This is a genomic window from Microcoleus sp. K4-B3 (assembly GCF_036704615.1).
Lineage (GTDB): Bacteria > Cyanobacteriota > Cyanobacteriia > Cyanobacteriales > Microcoleaceae > Microcoleus.
Genome location: NZ_JAUBSF010000039.1, coordinates 21745 through 43239, shown reverse-complemented (window position 1 = coordinate 43239; position 21495 = coordinate 21745). Strand labels below are relative to the sequence as shown.

At 45.7% G+C, this 21495-nt stretch carries 18 protein-coding genes; 8 read left to right on the top strand and 10 right to left on the bottom strand.

Features of this window, described 5'->3' with window-relative positions; translation table 11 throughout:
- Nucleotides 1-52: 52 nt before the first annotated feature.
- A complete protein-coding gene (locus tag QUA78_RS17540; RefSeq protein WP_333304988.1) occupies nt 53-1111 on the bottom strand; it encodes a C39 family peptidase in 1059 nt (352 codons plus the stop codon).
- A 578-nt stretch (nt 1112-1689) separates the two neighbouring features.
- On the opposite strand from QUA78_RS17540, the gene QUA78_RS17535 reads away from it, so the two are divergent.
- Nucleotides 1690-1938, top strand: coding sequence for a gamma-aminobutyric acid A receptor, epsilon-like protein (locus tag QUA78_RS17535; RefSeq protein ID WP_333162589.1), 249 nt, complete (start codon nt 1690-1692; stop codon nt 1936-1938).
- A 133-nt stretch (nt 1939-2071) separates the two neighbouring features.
- On the opposite strand, the gene QUA78_RS17530 is transcribed toward QUA78_RS17535, so the two are convergent.
- Nucleotides 2072-2428: a hypothetical protein gene (locus QUA78_RS17530; RefSeq protein ID WP_333304986.1), complete on the bottom strand. Its 357-nt coding sequence runs from the start codon at nt 2426-2428 to the stop codon at nt 2072-2074.
- Between the two features lie 121 nt (nt 2429-2549).
- Between QUA78_RS17530 and ychF the strand changes: the two genes are divergently transcribed.
- A complete protein-coding gene (gene ychF, locus QUA78_RS17525; RefSeq protein WP_333398935.1) occupies nt 2550-3641 on the top strand; it encodes a redox-regulated ATPase YchF in 1092 nt (363 codons plus the stop codon).
- 21 nt (nt 3642-3662) lie between these two features.
- Nucleotides 3663-4028 carry a phage holin family protein gene (locus QUA78_RS17520; protein ID WP_333302057.1) on the top strand — a complete coding sequence of 122 codons (366 nt, stop codon included), beginning with the start codon at nt 3663-3665 and terminating at the stop codon, nt 4026-4028.
- A 181-nt stretch (nt 4029-4209) separates the two neighbouring features.
- Here QUA78_RS17520 and QUA78_RS17515 read toward each other — a convergent pair whose 3' ends face one another.
- The 3 genes from QUA78_RS17515 to QUA78_RS17505 form a co-directional block, all read right to left on the bottom strand.
- The gene (locus QUA78_RS17515; protein WP_445302353.1) at nt 4210-4638 is read right to left on the bottom strand and encodes an NUDIX hydrolase; all 429 of its coding nucleotides are present in this window, start codon (nt 4636-4638) and stop codon (nt 4210-4212) included.
- A 184-nt stretch (nt 4639-4822) separates the two neighbouring features.
- The gene (locus QUA78_RS17510) at nt 4823-5275 is read right to left on the bottom strand and encodes a DUF3531 family protein (protein WP_333046970.1); all 453 of its coding nucleotides are present in this window, start codon (nt 5273-5275) and stop codon (nt 4823-4825) included.
- 15 nt (nt 5276-5290) lie between these two features.
- Nucleotides 5291-6307: a Sll0314/Alr1548 family TPR repeat-containing protein gene (locus tag QUA78_RS17505; protein ID WP_333302056.1), complete on the bottom strand. Its 1017-nt coding sequence runs from the start codon at nt 6305-6307 to the stop codon at nt 5291-5293.
- 382 nt (nt 6308-6689) lie between these two features.
- Here QUA78_RS17505 and QUA78_RS17500 point away from each other — a divergent pair, with 382 nt between their 5' ends.
- The 3 genes from QUA78_RS17500 (at nt 6690) to QUA78_RS17490 (ending at nt 9032) form a co-directional block, all read left to right on the top strand.
- Nucleotides 6690-7361, top strand: coding sequence for an energy-coupling factor ABC transporter ATP-binding protein (locus QUA78_RS17500; RefSeq protein WP_333302055.1), 672 nt, complete (start codon nt 6690-6692; stop codon nt 7359-7361).
- Nucleotides 7362-7477: 116 nt separating this feature from the next.
- On the top strand, nt 7478-8221 hold the full coding sequence (gene rsmG, locus QUA78_RS17495) for a 16S rRNA (guanine(527)-N(7))-methyltransferase RsmG (RefSeq protein WP_333302054.1): 744 nt from the start codon (nt 7478-7480) through the stop codon (nt 8219-8221).
- A gap of 25 nt (nt 8222-8246) precedes the next feature.
- Nucleotides 8247-9032: an SDR family oxidoreductase gene (locus tag QUA78_RS17490; RefSeq protein ID WP_333302053.1), complete on the top strand. Its 786-nt coding sequence runs from the start codon at nt 8247-8249 to the stop codon at nt 9030-9032.
- A 182-nt stretch (nt 9033-9214) separates the two neighbouring features.
- Here QUA78_RS17490 and QUA78_RS17485 read toward each other — a convergent pair whose 3' ends face one another.
- Both QUA78_RS17485 and QUA78_RS17480 read right to left on the bottom strand, forming a co-directional pair.
- Nucleotides 9215-9970, bottom strand: coding sequence for a Fe-Mn family superoxide dismutase (locus tag QUA78_RS17485; protein WP_333302052.1), 756 nt, complete (start codon nt 9968-9970; stop codon nt 9215-9217).
- Nucleotides 9971-10184: 214 nt separating this feature from the next.
- The gene (locus QUA78_RS17480; protein ID WP_445302354.1) at nt 10185-11369 is read right to left on the bottom strand and encodes an aldo/keto reductase; all 1185 of its coding nucleotides are present in this window, start codon (nt 11367-11369) and stop codon (nt 10185-10187) included.
- On the opposite strand from QUA78_RS17480, the gene QUA78_RS17475 reads away from it, so the two are divergent.
- The gene (locus tag QUA78_RS17475) at nt 11329-11463 is read left to right on the top strand and encodes a hypothetical protein (RefSeq protein ID WP_333302062.1); all 135 of its coding nucleotides are present in this window, start codon (nt 11329-11331) and stop codon (nt 11461-11463) included. The two genes, QUA78_RS17480 and QUA78_RS17475, sit on opposite strands and share 41 nt — an antisense overlap.
- Before the next feature lie 222 nt (nt 11464-11685).
- Here the strand turns inward: QUA78_RS17475 and rpiA are convergent, their stop codons facing one another.
- Nucleotides 11686-12402 carry a ribose-5-phosphate isomerase RpiA gene (rpiA, locus tag QUA78_RS17470; protein WP_333302051.1) on the bottom strand — a complete coding sequence of 239 codons (717 nt, stop codon included), beginning with the start codon at nt 12400-12402 and terminating at the stop codon, nt 11686-11688.
- 214 nt (nt 12403-12616) lie between these two features.
- Between rpiA and QUA78_RS17465 the strand changes: the two genes are divergently transcribed.
- Complete coding sequence (locus QUA78_RS17465; RefSeq protein WP_333302050.1) at nt 12617-17065, top strand: tetratricopeptide repeat protein; 4449 nt, start codon at nt 12617-12619, stop codon at nt 17063-17065.
- A 207-nt stretch (nt 17066-17272) separates the two neighbouring features.
- Here the strand turns inward: QUA78_RS17465 and QUA78_RS17460 are convergent, their stop codons facing one another.
- Both QUA78_RS17460 and QUA78_RS17455 read right to left on the bottom strand, forming a co-directional pair.
- Nucleotides 17273-17401: a hypothetical protein gene (locus QUA78_RS17460; protein ID WP_333302049.1), complete on the bottom strand. Its 129-nt coding sequence runs from the start codon at nt 17399-17401 to the stop codon at nt 17273-17275.
- A gap of 57 nt (nt 17402-17458) precedes the next feature.
- On the bottom strand, nt 17459-21424 hold the full coding sequence (locus QUA78_RS17455) for a PAS domain S-box protein (RefSeq protein ID WP_333302048.1): 3966 nt from the start codon (nt 21422-21424) through the stop codon (nt 17459-17461).
- Nucleotides 21425-21495: the final 71 nt, after the last annotated feature.

Genomic DNA, 21495 nt, shown 5'->3' with positions numbered 1-21495 from the left:
AATATTTTATATCTTTTAACGATTCTAGGAAATGGAGAAATGACACCAACTCTCACGAGCGGGAAATAAAATGTACCCAAAAGCTTCCATCGGGGGGGATGCAGTTATCTTTAATCATTCCGTAGGAGTAATGCAGGAACTTACCCTTTTCATCGTTTCCGTCTGGCTCATTGCGATCGTATCCATCGGCGAACCATTCCCCATAAGGATCGTGAACAATGAAGCCGGCGCTGTCATATCCAACTAATGCGATAATGTGGCCACTTTGAGTAAAGTAACCGTGTACAACTGCTGGGTTTCCACTCGCTAACCAATCTTTAACTTGTTCAATGGTGGCCGTTTCACTGTAGTTATCTTTCGCTCCATAGTCGCGAACAATTTGAGCTATATGAGCGCCCACATGGCGATCTAATCCTTGATCTAAGGCATAGTTGTAAAGCTCATCCTCAAACTGGCCCTCACTGTGCCGACGAGGAATCTTTAGATACTCCAAACACATCGCTATTGAAGTAACATTGCAGGAACCATCAGGGTTGATTTCATTATCTCTCTGAGATTTGTAAGGAACAGGCAATTTAATTTCATCGCGTTTTGGATAAATTCTGGTAGTGCCTTCAAAAACTTCGGCGTGTTCTCCAAAAATATATCCAGTCCAAGTATTCTCAACTGGAGTATCAGCTAAGGTAATTTTTAAATGACCGCGCTCAACTTCAAATGATGCAACTCTGAGGGTGAGGCCGGCTTTGAGATGCTGTTTTTCTGCCGGCAACAAAGCATCGGATTGCAACGGTTTATTTTTAAGGAGAGTATCTTGGATAATTTTCACCTGAATTGAGGGAAGACCTTCCGCTCCTCGCGTTGCTACTTTATCAACTTCGAGGAGTTCGGTAGCTGTTCGTTTTCCCAAAAATCCTGGTTCATAGCAGCGATTTAGTTTTTGGAAGCGTTTTAAAACAGCAATAGAAACAGGGCCAAAGATATCTTCTACTGTGGGAGAGAGTAGCCCTTGAGCGATCAGAATCTCTTGGATTTCCAAGCTTAACTCTTGATCGGCTACTATTTTGCTGACATCGTATTTGATATTTGTCTCGACAAAATCTTGGAGATGCATTTTTTATGCCCCTTTATGCCTCGGGTTTCCTTGTTGCATAGACCAAAACAGATTTGGATTGGGAGAAACTTTTTGCTTAATCCTAAAAATCTGTGACAGCGTAGGTTCAATAGTAGGAGAATAATCGCAAAAAGTTCCTAGCTTTTAGTTTAGTCTTAAATTAGCCAAAAGGCCAGCTCCCAACTGGCCGTAAGTACAGGACAGAACCTGTACTTTTGGCTAGGTGTCGTGCAAAACTACAGGCTGGCAAGGCTTTTCGGAGGGCGCTCGATTGCGCGATTTTAGATTTTAGATTTTAGATTAAAGAATTGCTCCCACGGGCTGTAGCGATCGCACGTTATGAGTACGCTACGCTTTTTTCAAGGGTCTACGGCCTGTACCGGGGGGCTGTGACCAAATTGCTTTCCGTCAGCATAAAAAATCAAATACAGATCAACCCGGTTGCTTTCGTCTACTCCAAAAAGCCGATCAAAAATCGTACAAAATATCAACTTTAATAAATTTTCACTATTTAGATAGATGTCGTATTTTTAGTTTTTTATCTACGATGATTGTATCGAGTTATTAATAGAATTGCCGTGATTTTTCCCAACCCTAGTCCATTTCCAGGCCCGCAGATTCCCAGTACCGAACCGGGGCTGCCGACTATACCCGCATCGCCACCAGTGCCGGGCCCCGTTCCCGAACCGATTCCCGGGCCAGTACCGGAACCGGTACCTGCGCCAATTCCCCAGCCAATTCCTGAACCGGTGCCGGAAACTGTACCCTCTCCAATTCCTCAGACAGTGCCGGGGCCAATTCCTCAGACAATCCCTGAACCTATTTAAATTATGTTTTAGTCGATCGCGAAATTTAAGATTGTTTGTGAGGTCGATCGCAAAAACCGGGTTTCTCCCAAGTCCCCAATAATTTTGTTGAATATCAGACTTGAAAAAACTCGGTTTTTGCCTAAATTATCGATTAATTGAAGTTGAGCGCAGTCTCTTTACAAAGGTCAACAGCATCCAAATCAGTGGATTTGCCGTCAGAGTATTCGGCCCTGACATCAAAAACACAGCCCGCATCCGAGCCGCCGTAGTCAGCTTGATTCCACTCAAAATCTGCCTTTTCCCGATCGGCAATCGGGGCATCTAGCTCGTTTTCTCCCCAAGTATCCTTATCGGGAGGAGACATATAGACGGCTGTCATCGTCTTGCCGCTGTTGTTAACCACCGAAATTTTGACCATCTGAGCGAAAAGGCTAGCTGCTGTCAGCGCTAACAGGGGCAGCGAGAGCCCCGCAGCGATCGTTACTTTGCTTAACCACTTGTTAACCATTTACCCTCATACCTCAAGTTCGATATTTATTCAAGCTTAGCTTTAGAAGTTAGAAGGGACAAGTCAAATATATTGCTGATACTTATGATATTTTGATACAGTGATATGTTTCTTAATAGCTATGCTTACTGCCGGAATTGTCGGACTGCCTAATGTTGGCAAATCTACTTTGTTTAATGCTCTGGTTGCTAATGCCAAGGCGACTGCTGCTAATTTTCCTTTCTGTACGATCGAGCCAAATACGGGTATCGTGGCAGTGCCAGACGAACGGTTGAAGGTGCTGAGCAATATTTCCAATTCCGCGCAAATTGTGCCGACGCGGATGGAATTTGTGGATATTGCGGGTTTGGTGAAGGGGGCGAGTCAGGGGGAAGGACTGGGAAATCAGTTTTTGTCTCACATTCGGGCCGTAGATGCGATCGTCCACGTTGTCCGCTGTTTTGAAAATGACGACATCATTCACGTTGCGGGTTCTGTCGATCCGATCCGAGATATTGACATTATCAATCTCGAATTAATTTTAGCAGACTTAGCTCAAATTGAACGCAGGCTCGATCGCACTCGCAAACTGGCGCGCAACAACAAGGAAGCTCAGGCCGAAGTGGATGTACTCGAAAAATTGGTCGCGGTTTTGAATGCGGGGAAACCGGCGCGGCAGTACAGTTTCACAGATGAAGAAGCTGAATTAGTTAAAGGTTTGGAATTACTGACCAACAAACCAATTATCTATGCTGCTAACGTGTCTGATGACGATTTAGCAACTGGAAATAACTATGTCGAACAAGTGCGGGAAGTAGCAGCTAAAGAAAATGCTAAAGTTGTCATAGTTTCGGCGCAAGTTGAGTCAGAATTGGTGGAGTTATCCGAGGAAGAACGAACGGATTTCCTAGAATCTCTGGGGGTAAAAGAAGGTGGCTTAAAATCTCTGATTCGAGCTACTTACGAATTATTGGGTTTGCGGACTTATTTTACTAGCGGGCCAAAGGAAACTCGCGCTTGGACGATTATCGCGGGAATGTTAGCACCGCAAGCTGCGGGGGTGATTCACTCGGACTTTGAGCGGGGTTTCATCCGGGCCGAAACTGTAGCATATGAAGATTTGGTTGCTACGGGCGCGATGAATGCAGCTAAGGAAAAAGGCTTAGTTCGCAGTGAAGGAAAAGAGTATATTGTACAAGAGGGGGATGTGCTGTTGTTCCGATTTAATGTTTAGCTTTTTTAAGGAGATGAACACATGGATATCGTTTCGCTGGCAATTGCTTGGCTGGTAACTTCGGTGAGCTTTTTTATTATTTCCAAGTTGCCCATCGGGGTGGACATTGACACTTTTGGAAAAGCGATGATTTCGGCAGCGGTTTTTGGATTGCTGAATGCTTTAGTGCGGCCGCTTTTTGTGGTTTTGGGTTTTCCATTGGTGTTGGTAACTTTTGGTTTGTTTATGATTGTGATCAATGCTGCTATCTTTGGATTGGCGGCTTGGCTAGTAGATGGATTTCGCTTGCGGTGGGGAATTTGGAGTGCTTTGCTGGGGGCGATCGCCCTCGGTTTTATAAACTCTTTGCTCTATGAGGTGTTGCGGACTCTGCCTAGTGTAAGGTAGATCCGGGTAATGCGGGGGGCGGAAGGAAGGGGCGGGTTTATTTATCCTGTTGGTCATAGCAAATATTTCGGTTGAAAAAGGTTTGTAGTTGCGCTTCAGCGCCGACCGGCGCTGAAGCGCAACTACAAAACTAAAAATTGCTTGAAGACTGTGCTAGTTTGCCTTAGTCCTGTAGTTATTATTAGCCTTCGCAGTAGTCGATAAATTGCTCTGGAACTAGGCGCAATTCGCCAGATCGAAAGCGCTCGATCGGCATCCAAAGTGCGGTAAATATCCACTCTCCGTCTGCAAAGGCTAGACTCTCCAATTGATAAAATTTTGGTTCGACAAATTCGCACTGATAGAGTTGTATTAGTTCGTGTCCGGCTTGGCCATTAAAAATAAAAAAATTTTCCAAACAAGCCAAATATTTTATATTTGTTAACTCGGCTTGCATTTCTTCTTGAAACTCTCTTTGCAAAGCGTCGATGCTGTGTTCTCCGAATTCTATGCCACCGCCCAGAGCTCGGTAAAATGTGTCTTGTTTGACCGGATCTTCGCATTCTGACACGAAAATGCGATCGCCCGATCGAATTAATCCTAAAACAATTACGCGAACTTTACCTTGCATAATTAGTCATCAGTCATTAGTCATTAATCATTAACTGGTTCCTAGGCTCTGCCTAGGAATCAATGTCCAGAGGCTCTGCCTCGCTTTCGGAGCAGGCAAATAGGAGGCAGAGCCTCCGGATATGTGTTACCAGGCAGAGCCTAGTAACGAGTAGAATCCGCCCCTAATGAGTAATCACTAATGACTAATTATCAGCAGCAAAAGACTCTCGACGGCGACTGTTGTCAACGGGCCAGTTTCTATTTTCCCCGCCAATAATGAGTTTTTCAATCGTTACGAATTCTTTGCTGAGTTGCTGGAAAACATTAATTAAAACATCGAGACCTATCGCATCGCTAGTCCCCAAATCAAACCAGCAGCGAGCCCAAGAACCTTGATACTCCATTTCTCCCATATTGTGCATCAAAGCCATCATGCTTTGGTCGGCTAGATTAACATCGTAATTCATCTGACTGATATCTAAGCCTTCATCTTGAACTTGCAAATTTTCCGCATTAAATCCTCCAAGTTTTCCCAAGAAAAACCAAGAGTCAAACACTTCTTCAACATACTGTTTTTCACCGTTTGAAGGCACGTTGCTGAACTTCAGCCAAATCCAGAGGTCAAAGGGGTTAAACTCGCGAAACTCTACTTGCATAGTTTTTTGGTGTTTTTATAGTGGTGGTAAGGCCGCCGGCCCCCAGACTCCATCTGCATCTCTAATTTTATCGCGCATCGGGTCGCAGGCGCGAGATTTGCTGTCGAGACGGTTGCGGGTTCTGCACTGCTGAAAGAAGATTTCGGCTACTAAACTGCGCGGCAGTTGGTCGGGTTTTGCTAAGGCTGCGTCGAAGTTTTTTCGGGCTTCCTCAAGTAAGGTTTTGTTGCCGTTGTTCCTCTGGGATTGGGAAAACAAAATTTGTGCTTTTAGATAGAGAACTTCGGGATTATTGGGCGTTTCTGCTAAGGATTTGTTGGCAAATTCTAAAGCGCGATCGTACTTTTTCAAGTCTCGATAACCTACTGCCATGCCGCGATAAGCTAAGTAGCGCGGAGAGGCTTTTTGTTCCAGTCTTTGAATGGCTTCGTTGGGGTTGGAAAAGGGCAGGTTTGTGGCTAGAATTAAGTCCATGTAGCCTTTGAGCAGGTTAAGTTCGGGGTCGTTGGGCGCTATTTTATCGGCGGCCTCTAGGTATTGAAATACTACTCGCAGTTTGTTGAGTGCTTGGGGCGCGCCTTTGGCTGTTCCTTCTTTGGCTATAATGTGCGACCCTTCTAGAAAGTGACCTGCTGCTGTGTAGATGTTGCCGCGCAATGGATTAGTTTTAGTCAATTTTTCCCCGACTTCGCGGGTTTTTTGTGCGTAGGAATTCATCGAGTTTAAGTCCTGCTCGATGTATGAGAGGGAGGCTGCCATTGCATAGGCTAGCGGCTCGTTTGGTTCGGCTGATAGTGCTTGTTGAATTTGAGTTTTTGCTTGTTTGTAGTTTCCTTGCTGAAACATTGTTTTGAAAGCGGTTTCGGTGTTGGGCCCGATCGCCTGCGGGTTGCTGTTGCGAAAGGGATCGCCCGCTACTGCCGAGTTAATGCAGATGCTGAGGGCGATCGCTCCTGCACAGGCGATCGCCCGCACTGTCTGTTTAGAACTTAACATTTGCTTGCCCAGCGATGCTAAAGGGGTTTTCGTCATCGTCAATTCTCTCAATGTAATATACTGTAAACTAGAAACAAGAGAGTTAAATTTTCAGACTTTCGGGCTGCGACCAAAAAAAGAGTGAAATTTGCTTGATTTTTTGTGGTTGTTGAGGTATATTTTAATAAGGGAAGTGTGAATTGTAATATATTAAACGACAGATTTCCATTATTAAAATATACCATGAAAAAACAGAAAAATCAAACGCCAATCCTGAAAAAAAAGGAAGTTTTTGTAAAGATTTATGTAAAATAATTGTGTGCAATCAGCAACAGCCAGAAACAGCCTTAACTATTAATAGCACAAATCCGTTAAATCCGTTCAATCCCGTACACTGTTAGTTAGCGAACTTCCTTCTCCCCAAATACCAATTGCGTTAATGCTTTATCTAAAAAACTTAGTATATCATCCTACCGCCTGTCCGAATCCTATTCTGAAAAATATTAACTTAGAACTGCCCTCGCAGCAAATGGGGCTGATTGTCGGTCGCAGCGGTTCAGGCAAAAGTACGCTATTAGAAATATTAGCAGGTTTAGCGGAAAAAACTAGCGGCGACATCCGCTGGCGCGAACAGGAATTAACACCGGAACACTTGCAAGAGTTAGGAGGTTTAGTGTTCCAGTTTCCAGAAAGGCATTTTTGCGGAGGCACAATTTTAGAAGAATTGCGACTGGGACATCCTGAATTGGGACAAGAACAAATTAACTCAGCAATGGCAGAAGTGGGGCTCGGACATTTGCCGCTGCGCGCTTCCCCCCACGCTTTGAGCGGCGGACAACAGCGCAGGGTAGCCCTGGCAGTGCAGTTAATTCGGCAGCCGCATTTGCTACTATTGGACGAACCGACGGCGGGTTTGGATTGGTCGATGCGGCGGCAGTTGGTAAGCTTGTTGAGCAAGTTGAAAAGTCACTGGACTTTGTTGATTGTTACTCACGATGCTAGCGATTTGCTGAGCGTTGCTGACCGATTTTGGACTTTAGACCACGGGGATTTGCAGGAGGTCGATCGGGCTAAGTTAGAAGCTAAGGAAACGAGTTTTGTTAGTCATTAGTCATTAGTCATTAGTCCTTAGTCCTTAGTTGTGCGGGCTGGTAGAGCGGATTTGTGGGCCATTTTCGACGAAAATAATTTGCATAGTTATAGTTTAGGAAAGAGTGGGAAGAGAAGATGAATCAGATTACAATACCTGTATTGCCGGAGATGAACGAGTTGTGGCAAAAAACGCTGAATTGGCAGCCGGATGAGTCGCAGCAGCAACAATTTCAGCGGCTTTATGAGTTAATAGTCGAGGGAAATCGCTCCTTGAATTTAACTCGAATTACTGAGCCGATGGAGTTTTGGGAAAAACATTTGTGGGATTCTCTGCGGGGAATTGCGAGACTGCTGCCAGCTAATCACAATTCGGCGGAAAATCCCGAATTAGGCGCCGAGTCGGTACACAAAGCGATCGACATTGGGACGGGTGGAGGTTTTCCGGGGTTGCCGATCGCGATCGCCCTGCCGCAACTATCAGTTACTTTGCTCGATTCTACGCGCAAAAAGATTGCTTTTTTGGAAACAGTTGTGCCGTCTTTAGGAATAGAAAATGCTGCAACTTTGTTGGGCAGAGCCGATGAAATTGCGCGAGGGCCACAGCACAAACAAGCTTACGATCTAGCACTTCTCCGAGCAGTGGGAGCCGCTCCTCTCTGCGCTAAATGCGCGCTCCCTATGCTGAAAAATGGCGGTTTGGCTGTACTTTACCGTGGAAATTGGACGGTGGAGGAAGAAACGGAGTTGCAAAGGGCGATCGAGCATTTGGGCGGTAAAGTTGAGTCAGTCGAAGCATTCACAACGCCGACGAGTCAGGGGGCGCGGCACTGCGTTTACTTGCGGAAAGTTGTACAGCAGTTCGAGCGTCCCGTGCGCTAGCTATAGCCGTTTTTCAATACTAACTATGCTTGCCAATAAGATTGCACTTGTTACAGGTAGCTCGAAAGGAATTGGTGCTGGCATCGCCCTTGAATTAGCCAAATCTGGTGCAGATATTTGTGTCAACTATTGCGATTCTCCAACATCTGCGCGAGAAATAGTCAACCAGATTCACTCTGTCGGGCGTCGCGCTATCGCAATTCAAGCAGATGTCTCACAGCGCGACCAAGTGGAAAGGATGATCGATAGATGCGAGCAAGAACTCGGTCAAATCGATATTCTAGTAACAAATGCGATCGCCAGCGTCCGAAACACCTTGCTGGAAACTAAATTTGAGGATTTACAGCGGACACTAGAAATAGGGGTGTACGGTGTGTTTCACGTCTGTCAAATAGTCGCCCGCCGTATGGTCGAAAGGAAGGCCCAAGGCTCGATTATCCATATCTCATCCCCGCACGCTCATTTTCCCTATAAGGGTGCTATTGACTACAACACCACCAAAGCAGCCTGTCATCACCTCGTTCTTTCTATGGCCAATGAACTGATGTGGCACAAAATTCGGGTCAACATTTTAGAGCCTGGGTGGACTGATACTCCGGGTGAGCGACGCTGGTACAGCGACGAATTGCTTGAGTCGTTCAGCAACCAAATGCCTCTGGGCCGGATGGGATTCCCGGAAGATTTAGGGAAAGCAGCAGTTTTCCTGGCATCTGATGCGGCTGGCTACATCGCGGGCAGCGTGTTAAAGGTAGATGGTGGATTGTACATTGAGGGCAGCCCGAGTTTGACCTCAGAATCTCAAGATAAGTAGGTAGGTGGCATTAAACTGAATTATCTAACAGTATGGAAACATTGCTCTGTCAGCCACGCTTAAGGCTCAGGATATTTGACAATTGTTTACTTACTTAATTGCGTTTTACAGCGCCTACCTACTTAAAACAGAGTTTGTTGTTGGGCTGTCTGCGCTCGAACGCAACAACAAACTTTGTGGAACTAGGCGCTCGCCTTTTCGTAGCGCTTGTTAATTTCCGCCCAATTAACAACATTCCACCAAGCCTTTAAGTAGTCAGCGCGCAGGTTTTGGTATTTGAGATAATAAGCGTGTTCCCAAACATCGTTACCCATAATTGGATAGTTGCCATCTATAAAAGGCGTGTCTTGATTTGCAGTAGTTGTAATCTCAAGTTTGCCAGCTTTATTGCGGACTAGCCAAACCCAACCGCTGCCAAAACGCTTGGTGCCGGCATCGTTAAATTTTGCTTTAAAATCGTCAACACTGCCGAACGTTTGCTTAATTGCTGTTGCAATTGCCCCTGTGGGTTCGCCGCCGCCTTTGGGACTCATGATTTCCCAAAACATACTGTGATTTAGGTGTCCGCCGCCATTGTTACGGACGGTTGTGCGAATATCTTCCGGCACTTTGCTCAAATCTCGCAGCATATTTTCAGCACTCATATTTTTGAGCTGCGGGTATTTGCTGACAGCATCGTTGAGGTTTTTAACGTAGGCGGCGTGGTGTTTGTCGTGGTGAAATTGCATTGTCCGCGCATCGATGTGCGGTTCTAAAGCATTGTATTCGTAAGGCAAAGGCGGCAGTGTAAAAGGCCCGGGAGTTTGGGCTATTTTTGGACTTTCTGCAACTGGACTTGCTTGCGATACATTATTTCCTGACGCTTGGCAAGCACCTGCGGTAATAGCTCCGACGGTGGCTGTCACTAAATACAAGAAATCTCGGCGTTTGAGAGTCATAAAAAGTACCTAAGTGAATTATTAACTGTTTTATCTCAGATTAAAGCAAAATGGGAGTGAGTTGAGAAAAAAAGTTGTATCGCCCGAATGGATGAGACGGATGGGCGATGGTTGTGAGAGTTTCTCAAGTATAGGCTAATTGTGTGCGCGTAACTAACTCACGTGCTCCGGTTCACTAATCCGGTTTCGAGACAGAAACCGGGTTTTTTTTAGATTATTCTTGGGACAAGCGCTGGATGGCTTCGCCTCCAAAAAGCCGATCGGCTGCTTGAAGAATACCGGGAATTTTAGCAGCGTGGGGACTGTGGGCTAGACAGCGGCGCAAGTCTAATTCATCGAGGCGATCGGCTTTTTGGCCCGGGAACCAGTGGCCCGCATTACCTAAGAGGTTGTAGCGCATCTTGCAATAGTCGATCGTATCGTAAGCCTGCGCCAAATTCCACAGCCACAGAATCACATAAATATTAATACCTCCGGGAGTATTTTCGATAGTTGGTAAACCGACGTGCCAAGTCTTAAACCACTCTTCTCCTAATTTATCAATTGCTGCTTTTTCTAATTTTTCTAATATCGGAGGCAAAATTTCATCGGCTCTATCTAACAATTCTACAGCTTTCAGATGCTCGTTGAAATCTTCAGGTTTGGCTGCGCCCAAACTCAAAGTGTGTACTTGCGGATGCGACAAACAAAACAAATCGTTAAACACCATCGGACTCAGCGGATAGCACAAGTCTACCAATTTTTGCGGCGGGCTGTAAAGTTGACCGCCTTTGTCGGAAGGACTGATAATAAAAACGCCCATATCGTGACGTTTAGCAGCTTCAATAGCCGGCCAATTAATTTGATTGATGTAGTACCAGTGCAAGTTAAGATAATCAAATTGATTAGTTTCAATTGTTTTGACAATCACATCCGTCGGGCCGTGAGTTGAGAAACCAATAAACCTAACCTTGCCTTCTGCTTGCAACTTTCTCGCCACATCCATGCAGCCGCCCGGACGGATAGACTCCTCTAGCAATTCCCACGTATTAATGCCGTGTAGCGACAGTAAATCGACGTATTCTAGTTGCAAATAAGCTAAGGATTTATCAAAGTCTTCGCGAAAGTCTTGAGAGTTCGGTTTGGGGCTAACTTTCGTTTGCACTATCAACTTTTCGCGGGGAAAGTTTGGGAAAATTAGACCCAATTGCATCTCAGAAGTGCCGTAACCGCGAGCAGTTTCTATGTGATTGATGCCGCATTCAACCGAGTAGCGAATCGTCGCTTCTAGATTTTGTTGATTGTCTGGGGGAATTTCATTGGCTGGCACGTCTTGCCATTTATACTGATATCTCATGCCACCGCAGGAAAAGACGGGCATGGATAATTCTGTGCGACCGAATCTGCGATATTGCATCATCATAATCAAAGTCAAAGCTATAGCAGAAGGAAGTTCGGCAACGGATTATGTAACGGATGTCAGGAAGAAGGAAGTTCGGCAACGGATTATGTAACGGATGTAACGGATGTAACGGATGTCAGGAAGAAGGAAGATTTAACAATTGCAAGGGTTTCACTGATTAAGAAATTCTTAATAGTCTTGGCGGTTGCTATAGGGTAAGAAACCTTGTTTTTGGTATTTTTGCGGGTGGTAACTCCCATATTACAGCGTTCTATTGAACAGGCAAGATGCCTGTTCCACAAATAGTTTTTGACCACCAGCGGGCCAGTCTTGACTATTTAGAAATCTCCCGTACTACTGGTTTTCCGTCTTGAATTTCGCCGACTAAAACCAAATCTGTACAGTCTACAAACAAACCATTTTCTAACACACCGGGAATGTTATTCAAGCTTTTTTCCATTTCTCCGGGGTTGGCAATATCATCAAATTTGACATCAATTACCATATTACCTTGATCGGTAATTACCGGGCCTGCTTTTTTCACACCCATGCGGAGTTCGGGTTTGCCACCCAATTTTTCAAGGGCGCGCATCACTGGTGTTAATGCCATCGGTATAACTTCGATGGGAACGCGAAAAGTCGAACCCAATTTATCTACGATTTTGGAACCGTCAACTACTACAATAAACTGAGTTGCGAGGTAATCGACTACTTTTTCGCGGGTGTGGGCTGCGCCACCGCCTTTAATTAAGTTGAGGTGGGGATCTACTTCATCAGCGCCGTCAATAGCAACATCAATTCTGTCAATTTCATCTAGTGTTGTCAGCGGTACTCCGTACTGTTTGGCTAACACTTCTGATTGAAAAGATGTCGGCACTCCTTTGATATCTTTGAGTTCACCTGATTTTATGCGATCGCCCAATGCTTGAATAGTATAAGCTGTAGTTGAACCGGTGCCGAGTCCGACAATCATACCAGATTTTACGCGATCGGCGGCAGCAAAGCCGACTTGCTGTTTCATCAATTTTACGGGATCTTGTTCTGTGGTCATGTTGGGTACTCCTGAATAGTTTTAAGATTATACCATTTATTATGGATTTATTTAACCGCAGAGGGCGCAGAGAACGCAGAGAGGAAGAAGAAGAAGAGAGGGAACTGGCAAATTATTTCAAGTGGGAACTTCTCTCTTTTTTCTCTGGTCCCTCTGCGTCCTCTGCGGTTAAATAAAAAAAATCTAGTTCACAAATCGGTGGATAATTGCCACAATGAAAATCGGATTTCTCGATACTTATACTTGGGATTACAACATTGAAACTCCTTACTGCAAACCTTTGGGCGGCACTCAGTCGGCTATTTGTTACTTAGCTGAGGCGTTGGCAGCACAGGGAAACGAGGTATTTTTGCTCAACAATACTTCCAAGTCGGGGATGTCGCGCGGCGTTGATTGTAGGCGCAGGGTGGGGGACAAATCTAATTTAGAATTGCTGCGATCGCTCGATTTTTTAGTTATAGTCAATGTAGTCGGCAAAGCGCTGGAAATCAAGCCGCTTTTGGGGCATCGCACTCGGTTAATTTTGTGGATTCATAACGAACCGGGCTTTGTATTCCTCCAAGATTTCAATAATGATCGAGAAATCAATGCTTGCGATGCCTTTGTATTTGTCAGCGACTGGCAGCGCGAGCAATTTCAGCAGCGCTTTGGGATTGACTCGAATCGCAGTTATGTTTTAAGAAATGCGATCGCACCTTGTTTTGCTAACATTTTTGCCGATAATATTCCTATCCTATCTCAGAAATCTCGACCCCCCATTCTAGCTTACACCAGCACTCCATTTCGCGGACTCGATATTTTGTTAAAAGTCTTTCCCGAAATTCGCCAAGCTGTCCCCGGAACCAGATTAAAAGTATTTTCAAGCATGAAAGTACACCAAATAGACGACAATGATAACCAGCTTTTTTTCGGTCAACTTTACCGCCAGTGTCAGGAAACAGAAGGCGTCGAGTACGTCGGTTCCGTACCGCAACCCGAACTCGTCCGGCAACTGCGTTCAGTCGCGGTTTTAGCTTACCCGAATACCTATTTGGAAACCTCATCTATTGCCGTGATGGAGGCGATGGCCTGCGGTTGCCGGATTGTGACGAGTGAATTGGCAGCTTTGCCGGAAACAACTGCTGGATTTGCCCGTCTAGTTTCAATGTCAGGGGTGGAAAATTTTGCATCGATAACTAATTGGAAGCGGGCTGGTAAACCAGATTGGGAGGGATATACAAGGCGGTTTTTAGAGGCGATAGTCGGAGTTTTAAATGAGGACACGGGTGCGGGCGGTGCAACTGCTGAAAATCATCTGAGACAGCAGGTAGAATATATAAATCGAGGGTGTACTTGGTCTGTGCGATCCCGACAGTGGGTAGAATGGCTGAATAGTATTACTGTACAACCTGTAAGAATGGCAGAGCAAATGATAACGGATTCGTTGGTGGATTTAGAAGCAGCTCAAGCTTATTTTGTCAAGGGAAATCGGCTGAAAGATGCAGGCAGGCTTGATGAGGCGATCGCAGATTACAAGAAAGCTTTAGAGTTTAACTGGGAAGATGTCGAATCTCACAAAAAGTTGGCGGAAGTTTATGTTTTGCAAGGAGAATTTGAAAGTGCGATCGCCTGTTGCAATCTCGCTCTTAAATTCAAACCAAATTTTGCTCCGGCTTACTTGACAATGGGCAATGCCCTGCACAGTCAAGAAAAGCTGGAAATGGCAATTCAAGCTTACTTGCAAGCTTTAGAAATTCAGCCGGAATTTGCTGAAGCCAGCGCGAATCTCGGCAGTATGTATTACAAGTTAGGGCAATTGGAACAGGCGGCAAATTATTACCAAAAAGCTCTCGCCATTAATCCTAAATTGTGTTCGATTAATTTGATGCTGGGCAGCGTTTGGCAGCAGCAAGGAAAGTTAGATGCAGCAATTGCTTGCTATCAAAAAGTGCTGCAACTGCAACCGGGAGATGCCAGCGCTGCTGAGAAACTATCGAGTTTAATCGCACAAAAACAGCGGCAAACTACCGACAGCAAATTTATCGAATTAGAAACAGAATCAGAGGAACAGCAACCAGTATCTGTCAACAAAGATGAAGGCTACGGCTTGCAGCCTTCGAGCATAAATTTGCCGCCAGCACCAACCACTGAGACTTTAAATACTCCGTTTACAAACCCCGCCGAAGTTTCCGAACAAGTTACCTCGCTCAATGTTCCAGATAGCGGGCAAGTTGCCAATTTTCAAGAAGTAGAACCGTACAAAAAACTGGCAGAACAGTTTTTAGTTGAAGGTAAAATTAAAGAGGCGATCGCCGCGTGCCAGCAAGCGATCAAAATCCGACCAGATTTCATTCACGCTTACGTCACTTTAGGCAATGCTTTGCAAGCAGTAGGCAAAATTGAAGCTGCCATTCGTTCATATTCTCAAGCCCTAGAATTGCAGCCAAATTTTGCGGAAGTGCGGGCCAATATCGGCAGTATGTATTTCAAAATGGGGCGTTTGGAAGAAGCGATCGCCCATTACCAGCAAGCCATTGCCCTCAGTCCAGATTTAGCAGGAGCTCACTGGAATTTAGGGAAAGTATATCAGAAACATGGCAACATCGCAGCAGCGATCGCCTGTTTTAAAAGAACATCCGAACTCAACCCGCAGCTAGTCGGCGCAGACTTCCACTTTAACTTAGGTAATCGACTTTTCAGCGAAGGAAAGCGCGAGGAAGCCATCGAAAGCTACGAAAGAGCGATCGCCATTAAACCGGATTGGGCAGAAGCCTACGGTAACATCGGCAGCGCGCGATCGCAACAAGGCAATCTCGACGCCGCCATCGCTTACTATCAGAAAGCTGTAGCTTTAAAGCCGCAATTAGAAGTTTTGCACTTCAATATAGCCAACTCTTTTTTACAGCAAAACAAGTACGACGAAGCAATTACTAATTACCGCAATACTCTGAAAATCAAGCCCGATTGGCCGGAAGTTCACGCTAACCTCGGCAGTTGTTTTTCCATGCAGGGGCGGCTGGAAGAAGCTTTAGCCAGCTATCAGCAAGCTTTGGCATTAAAACCGGATTGGGCAGAGGTTTACTGTCGGATGGGACACATTCAGAAACAAGATAAGCCGTTGGAGGCGATCGCCAATTTTGAAAAAGCGATCCAATGCAACCCCAAATTCAGCGAAGCCCACCAACAACTGTGCGACTTGCTAAGCCATTCCACCAACCTTGCCGGAGCCCGCAATGTAGCCGACAAATACTGCGAAAACTGCGGCGATGTCGCCCCAGTCATGTCAGCTACAGCCTACGTCTTTTCCTACCTGCAATCCGGTGTCAGCAAACAGGCTATTCAGAAACTCGAACAAATCGAAAAACTCTGCTACGAAAAGGTGGAAAGCTTTAGCGTAATCGAACTAAAACTGCTCTACGAAATCTTCCTGTTTGCAGTTTCTCACCTGCGAGACAACCGCGAAAAAAATGCCTGTTTCTACAGGCTAATTGCCAAAGAATACTATAAAAAAGCCGTCCCGCTGCGGCAGCAACTTAACAGAATCAAGCCAGCCAATTACCAAATCAAACAACAGCCTTTAAAAATCGGCTTTCTTTCCAAACACTTCCGCCGCCACTCGGTAGGCTGGTGCAGCGAAGCTTTAATCCGCGAATTAAGCCGCATTACCCCCCACGTTCACCTTTACGTCACCGGGAAACTCAACCGAGATGAAGTTACGCAGCGGTTTGAAGAAATGGCGGGCAAGTTTTACTGGCCTAAAAAATATCCAAACGGCTTTGCTGATGGCGGCGAAATCTTCGCCGAAGTAGCGCAAGACAACTTGGATGTTTTGATAGACTTAGACTCGATGACAGTGCCAACAAATGTCGAAGTCCTATACCAATATCCTGCGGGAATTTGCGTTTCTTGGCTAGGATTCGACGCACCATACATTTCAGATAATCACTACTTTCTGTGCGACGAACACACTCACCCCCCTGGTGTTGAAAAAAATTACTTAGAACAGTTAGTGAGATTGCCTGTTTGTTCGGTAGCAATTGGCGAACTGCAAAGCATTCCTGTGAATCGAGAGGCGATTAGAAATGCTCTCGGAATTGGCTTGGATCAAATGACTTATCTGTGCGTTGCGCCAGGGAGAAAAACGAATCCCGAAATGGTACGATCTCAAGTTAAAATCCTTAAGGAAGTACCAGATAGTTTATTAATCCGCAAAGGTCAAGGCGACCCCGATGTTATTCACAGCACTTACCGCGAAGAATGCGACATTCAAGGAGTAGATTTTGCTCGGATTAAGTTTATAGGGCAAACCAGAAGTGAGGAAGAACACCGGGCTATTTATTATGTAGCCGACGTGCTTTTAGATTCCTATCCTTACAACGGGGGAACTCACAATTTAGAGGCTTTGTGGGCGAATTTGCCAGTGGTAACTAGATCCGGCGACCAATATCTTTCGCGGATGGGTTATGCTTTTCTGAAAAGTGCAAATCTTGATGTTGGTGCGGCGTGGAGTTGGGAGGAATACACGCAGTGGGGAGTTAAGTTTGGCCGCGATGCGGGTTTCAGAAATGCGGTGAAAGAGCATTTAGTAAAATCTAAGCAGCCAGAACATCTCGCCCCTTTGTGGAATCCTAAAAAGTTGGCTGAGGATATGTATGAGGTGTTTCAAAAACTGTTAGCTAAATAGGGAGGAATTGCTATAGGAATTCCTCATTAGTTGTGAACTCCTTCCTTGCTCTATTCTCTTCCTCTGTGCCCTCTGCGTTCTCTGCGGTTCAATAAAAAAAGAGATATCAGGTAGAAAAAGGCGGTTTCTGGATATTTGTACGCTACTCCCAGTGAAGTTTTGTAAAAAATGCTGTGAAAATGCGTAATAATTTCGCGCCGAATCTGATTAATAGATAGCTGATTCATAGTACCGCGATCGCACTAACTTTATGCCAGTTAGGGCGATCGTTTTTTTAGTAATACCAATTTCAAAAAAGAATGCAACTGTAGACAAGCTCCAAACCAGCAGCTTCATCAGTAATTCCCAAATCTACAATCTAAAATCTAAAATCTAAAATCTAAAATAACCTGACTACTCACTAATCGCGATCGCCACTCGATCGCGCCCGCCAGACTTAGCTCGATAAAGTGCCTTATCCGCCGCTTCAATCAGCATTTTCGGGGAATTTTGACTTTCCGAAACGCCCGCAACTCCCAAGCTGAGAGTCACACAATCGCTGACAACAGACTTGATGTGGGGAATTGCCAAGGCTTTGACGCGGCTGCGGATTCCCTCAGCAACAGCCTGTGCAGCCACGATATCCGTATTTGGCAAAATTACCCCAAATTCCTCGCCGCCGTACCTAGCAGCGAAATAGAGGCGTTCTGCAGGTGCGTTCGTGCAAGCATCCCCGATCGCCCGCGCCACTTGCTGCAAACAAGCATCCCCGGCTTGGTGGCCGTAATTGTCGTTGTAAAGTTTAAAACAGTCAATGTCGCACATAATCAAAGATAGCGGTTCCGAAGAGCTCGACTGCTCCCATTCCCCGTTGATCACCTCGTCAAACCGGCGGCGGTTAGCTAATTGAGTCAGACTGTCCAAATTCGCCAACCCGTCCAACCGCTGGTTAGCAGCAGCTAACTGCTGGTAAAGTAAAGATTGTTCGATCGCGATCGCCACTTGAGTGCCCAACTGACTCAGCAAATCCACGTCAAACTGCTGCCACTGGCGGGGTGCCGAACAGTGGTGGGCAATCAGCAAACCCCACAACTTCGGCACTTGACAAGAACCATTACCTTCCCTAGGTTCCATTCCCTGCTGGACAATCGGCACTACCAAATTTGCCTTCACCTGACACGCCGCCAAAAAATTAAGGTGACACTCGCTCAAATTAGAAGCATGAACATCCTCTATGGCGCGAATGCGGCCCTTTAAATACTGTCCGATGTAAGTATTGGCAAAACAGCAATCGTCAATTGGCATCCCCTTCAGTGGAATCCATCCTTCTCCAACCGACTCCACCACCACATCTCCGTTCCAGTCGGGTCGGAAGCGGAAAACCAGGACGCGATCGGTTGCCAAAAACTCCCGGACTTCCGCTACTGTAGTGTTGAGAATATCTTGGAGATCCAGAGAAGAACGGATGCGCGATTGAATCTGTGCGATCAGGCGTTCCCGTTCTATTTGTTGCCGCAGCGCTACTTGGGCTTGCTTACTTTTAGTAATGTCCCGACCTTCCGGCAGCAGCAATACTATTTTGCCAGTTTCATCCGCGACCGGTTTGAGAGAAAAATCAACAATTGCCGTCCGATTTGCACCTTGAACTTCCACTTCGTAGCGAACAAATTCACCTTTTGCGGATCGAGAAATCGCATCTTGCAACTGTTCCCGAACTTCCTCAGAATCTCCCCACCACGGCAAGAGCCAAAACGGTCTATTTGCCACATCCCGCAGCTTAATTCCCGCGAAATCCAGAGAAGTTTGGTTAGCTTCCAGCAGAGTGCCGTCCGGTTTTAACAAGCTCACAAATTGGAAAGAAGAATCAAAAATTGCCCGAAAGCGCCTTTGAGAATCTCCCAACATTGCCGTCACCTTTGCGCGAGAGGTAATATCGCGGAAGCGCCACACCCTGCCAATAATATTTTGTCCGACTCGAATCGGCTGCGTGTAGCGCTCAAAAGTGCGGCCGTCTTTAAATTCAAGAATATCGCAGCCTTTGGACTCCGCATCGCTATAAATTTCTTTAACTCTCTGCAAAAAAGCGATCGGATCTTTAACTTGCTTGGTGAGAAATGTCAGCCGCACCGTTCTATCCATTGAGTTTCTAACTTCTTCATAAATTCCCCACATTTGGACTAACTTTTCGTTAAAACTAATCAGTTCTCCGGCGGTAGTAACGGCGAGGATGCCGTCTGCCGTTGCTTCCAAGGTAGCGTGCAGCAAAGAGCGCGATCGCTCTAATTCTGCTGCGATTAATTTGGGTTCCGTGAGGTTTCGCACTGCTTTCACCTGCACTAAACGACCTTCCCAAAATACGAATTTGCTGCGCACGTCAGCGGGAAAAGCAGTTCCGTCTCGCTTAAGAAAAATAGTTTCACAGACTGTATTGCTGGCTGCAGAAATCATTTGCGGCGCCTGTTTGTATGATTTCGGCGACAGTAGTTCCAGCAAGCTCATTCCCGCCATTTCCGCAGGTTCGTAACCGAACAGCTCGGCAAAATTGCTGCTGACGCTCAAAATTGTGTCGCGGTCAGCCACGGCAACTGCTTCAAAATAAGCTTCGGATTCAAGCAAGCTCGGTACTACTGTGTTCCTGCCATTTTGGCGGGAGTAGCTGTTGCTAATTAGCTGTTGCAATTGCGTATTTGCCGAGTACAAAGCGGCCATAGCTTGCCGGTACATAGCAGTACGTTTATCGACTTTTTCTGCGAGGCGATCGCGATATTCTCGCAGTTCTTTTTCGACTCTAATTAAATCAGTAATATCTACTGCAAACACGATCACGCCAGCAACTTTACCTGTTTCGTCGCGGTAAGGTATTTTATCTGTCCGCACCCAGCATTTTTGACCTGAGACAGTTGGCAGCAGTTCGACTTTACCCTGTTTGGGAAGGCCGGAATTGATTACTTCCAAATCTTCTAAATAATATTGCTCTGCTTCATCTGGATATATTTCATAAAAAGATTTACCTTCTAATTGAGCTGCGGGCAAACCTCTCGATGCAGCGGCAGCTTGATTAATTCGCAGCAGGCGGCTTTCGGTATCTTTGTACCAAATCATCGCCGGCACGGAATCAAAAATAATTTGCTGTTCTTGTTGCTGCAGGCGCAGTTCTGCTTCTGCTTGTTTTCTTTTAATTATTTCTTGTTGCAGTTTTTGGTTGGCTTTTTTTAGTTCAGCAGTGCGTCTTTCTACTCTTTCTTCTAGTTGGTCGTAGTATTGGGTTAGCAAGTTTTGCTGCTGTTCGCGTCGCATTGCTTCTAATTTCAAGCTTTCGCTAGCTGACAAACTTGACGATACAAAATCTGCTAATATTTGGGTGAATTCGTGTTCTTCTTCCGTCCAATCGCCGTCAGAACTGTGGCGTTCGGCGCTGACTATTCCCAACCTTTGACCTGCCAGCACAATCGGTACGTTTAACAGGGAAGTCGTGCCCCGATCGGCAAAATAAAGACCGACAAGTTCTCGCGTTCTCGGGTCATTTTCTGCTGCCACAGTTGCGATCGCACTTGCGGAGCTTAAAGCTTGAAAATATGCCGGACAGTCTGCGGCTGTGATGATTATTTGTACGGAATGGAGTTTAGTATTTTGTTCGTAAAGGTCGATGCAGTGAAGTTGCGTTTTGTCTTCGCCGTACAGCCAAATACTGGCTCGATCGCAGTTGACAATACTGACAGCAGTTTCTGTTACTTCGCGGATGAATCCTTCTAGATTGTGGCGTTCTTTAAGTTGACTTTTGGCTAATTTTGCGATCGCCAAAGTTGGACTGCGCCAATTTTCTCTCTGTTTGGGCGGCAGCGATAGCGTGGATGACTGCGAAGCGGCCTTAATTTCTTCGCAAACTAACAGTACAGCCGGCAGTTGGAAATTGGCAATTGAGCGACCATTGGTATTTTCCTCTATTTTCCAATCTACCGCAGGCATTGCGCGCGCGGTTGCTTTTACCGTGATAATCCTGCCGTCTTTGCAAGTCAAATAACCTTCCCAACAGGCAACTTTTGGAGTTGCCGTACCGTTTTCCGGCTGGGCCAATCCGGCAAATTCTGCCTGCATTTTCCCTTGATCTTGGCAGTAAAATATGTTAAAAATTGAATGACAAATTAATTCCTGCGATTTGTATACGAGGCGAGACTCGCCGAATTGATTGAGCGAAAAAATTCTTCCCAAAGCGTCTAGGACGAAGTAAATGCCAGGAAAATTGTCGTAGAGAGTTAAATACCAATCCTGTTCGACTTGTTTGCTGCACGAAAGTTTTGCTGCCGCGAGCTCGCCCTCCGTGTCGGTTAAGTGAGAATTGTTGGTTTCTGGGTTGCTTGAATTACTTTTTTTAGCAAACACTTTTAGCTTAACTCGACTGTAATTAATTTTACTTTCTGGAATTTAACTTTCTTGTGAAACTAAATTAAACC

Excerpts from the sequence above, each read along its gene's own strand:
- QUA78_RS17475 (WP_333302062.1), top strand. The coding sequence starts at position 11,329 with ATGGATAATTCTGTGCGACCGAATCTGCGATATTGCATCATCATAATC.
- QUA78_RS17500 (WP_333302055.1), top strand. The coding sequence starts at position 6,690 with ATGCTTTATCTAAAAAACTTAGTATATCATCCTACCGCCTGTCCGAAT.
- QUA78_RS17540 (WP_333304988.1), bottom strand. The coding sequence starts at position 1,111 with ATGCATCTCCAAGATTTTGTCGAGACAAATATCAAATACGATGTCAGC.
- QUA78_RS17490 (WP_333302053.1), top strand. The coding sequence starts at position 8,247 with ATGCTTGCCAATAAGATTGCACTTGTTACAGGTAGCTCGAAAGGAATT.
- QUA78_RS17530 (WP_333304986.1), bottom strand. The coding sequence starts at position 2,428 with ATGGTTAACAAGTGGTTAAGCAAAGTAACGATCGCTGCGGGGCTCTCG.
- QUA78_RS17460 (WP_333302049.1), bottom strand. The coding sequence starts at position 17,401 with ATGAAGCTGCTGGTTTGGAGCTTGTCTACAGTTGCATTCTTTTTTGAA.
- QUA78_RS17520 (WP_333302057.1), top strand. The coding sequence starts at position 3,663 with ATGGATATCGTTTCGCTGGCAATTGCTTGGCTGGTAACTTCGGTGAGC.
- QUA78_RS17465 (WP_333302050.1), top strand. The coding sequence starts at position 12,617 with ATGAAAATCGGATTTCTCGATACTTATACTTGGGATTACAACATTGAA.
- QUA78_RS17515 (WP_445302353.1), bottom strand. The coding sequence starts at position 4,638 with ATGCAAGGTAAAGTTCGCGTAATTGTTTTAGGATTAATTCGATCGGGC.
- QUA78_RS17505 (WP_333302056.1), bottom strand. The coding sequence starts at position 6,307 with ATGACGAAAACCCCTTTAGCATCGCTGGGCAAGCAAATGTTAAGTTCT.
- QUA78_RS17480 (WP_445302354.1), bottom strand. The coding sequence starts at position 11,369 with ATGATGCAATATCGCAGATTCGGTCGCACAGAATTATCCATGCCCGTC.
- rsmG (WP_333302054.1), top strand. The coding sequence starts at position 7,478 with ATGAATCAGATTACAATACCTGTATTGCCGGAGATGAACGAGTTGTGG.
- QUA78_RS17510 (WP_333046970.1), bottom strand. The coding sequence starts at position 5,275 with ATGCAAGTAGAGTTTCGCGAGTTTAACCCCTTTGACCTCTGGATTTGG.
- ychF (WP_333398935.1), top strand. The coding sequence starts at position 2,550 with ATGCTTACTGCCGGAATTGTCGGACTGCCTAATGTTGGCAAATCTACT.
- rpiA (WP_333302051.1), bottom strand. The coding sequence starts at position 12,402 with ATGACCACAGAACAAGATCCCGTAAAATTGATGAAACAGCAAGTCGGC.
- QUA78_RS17485 (WP_333302052.1), bottom strand. The coding sequence starts at position 9,970 with ATGACTCTCAAACGCCGAGATTTCTTGTATTTAGTGACAGCCACCGTC.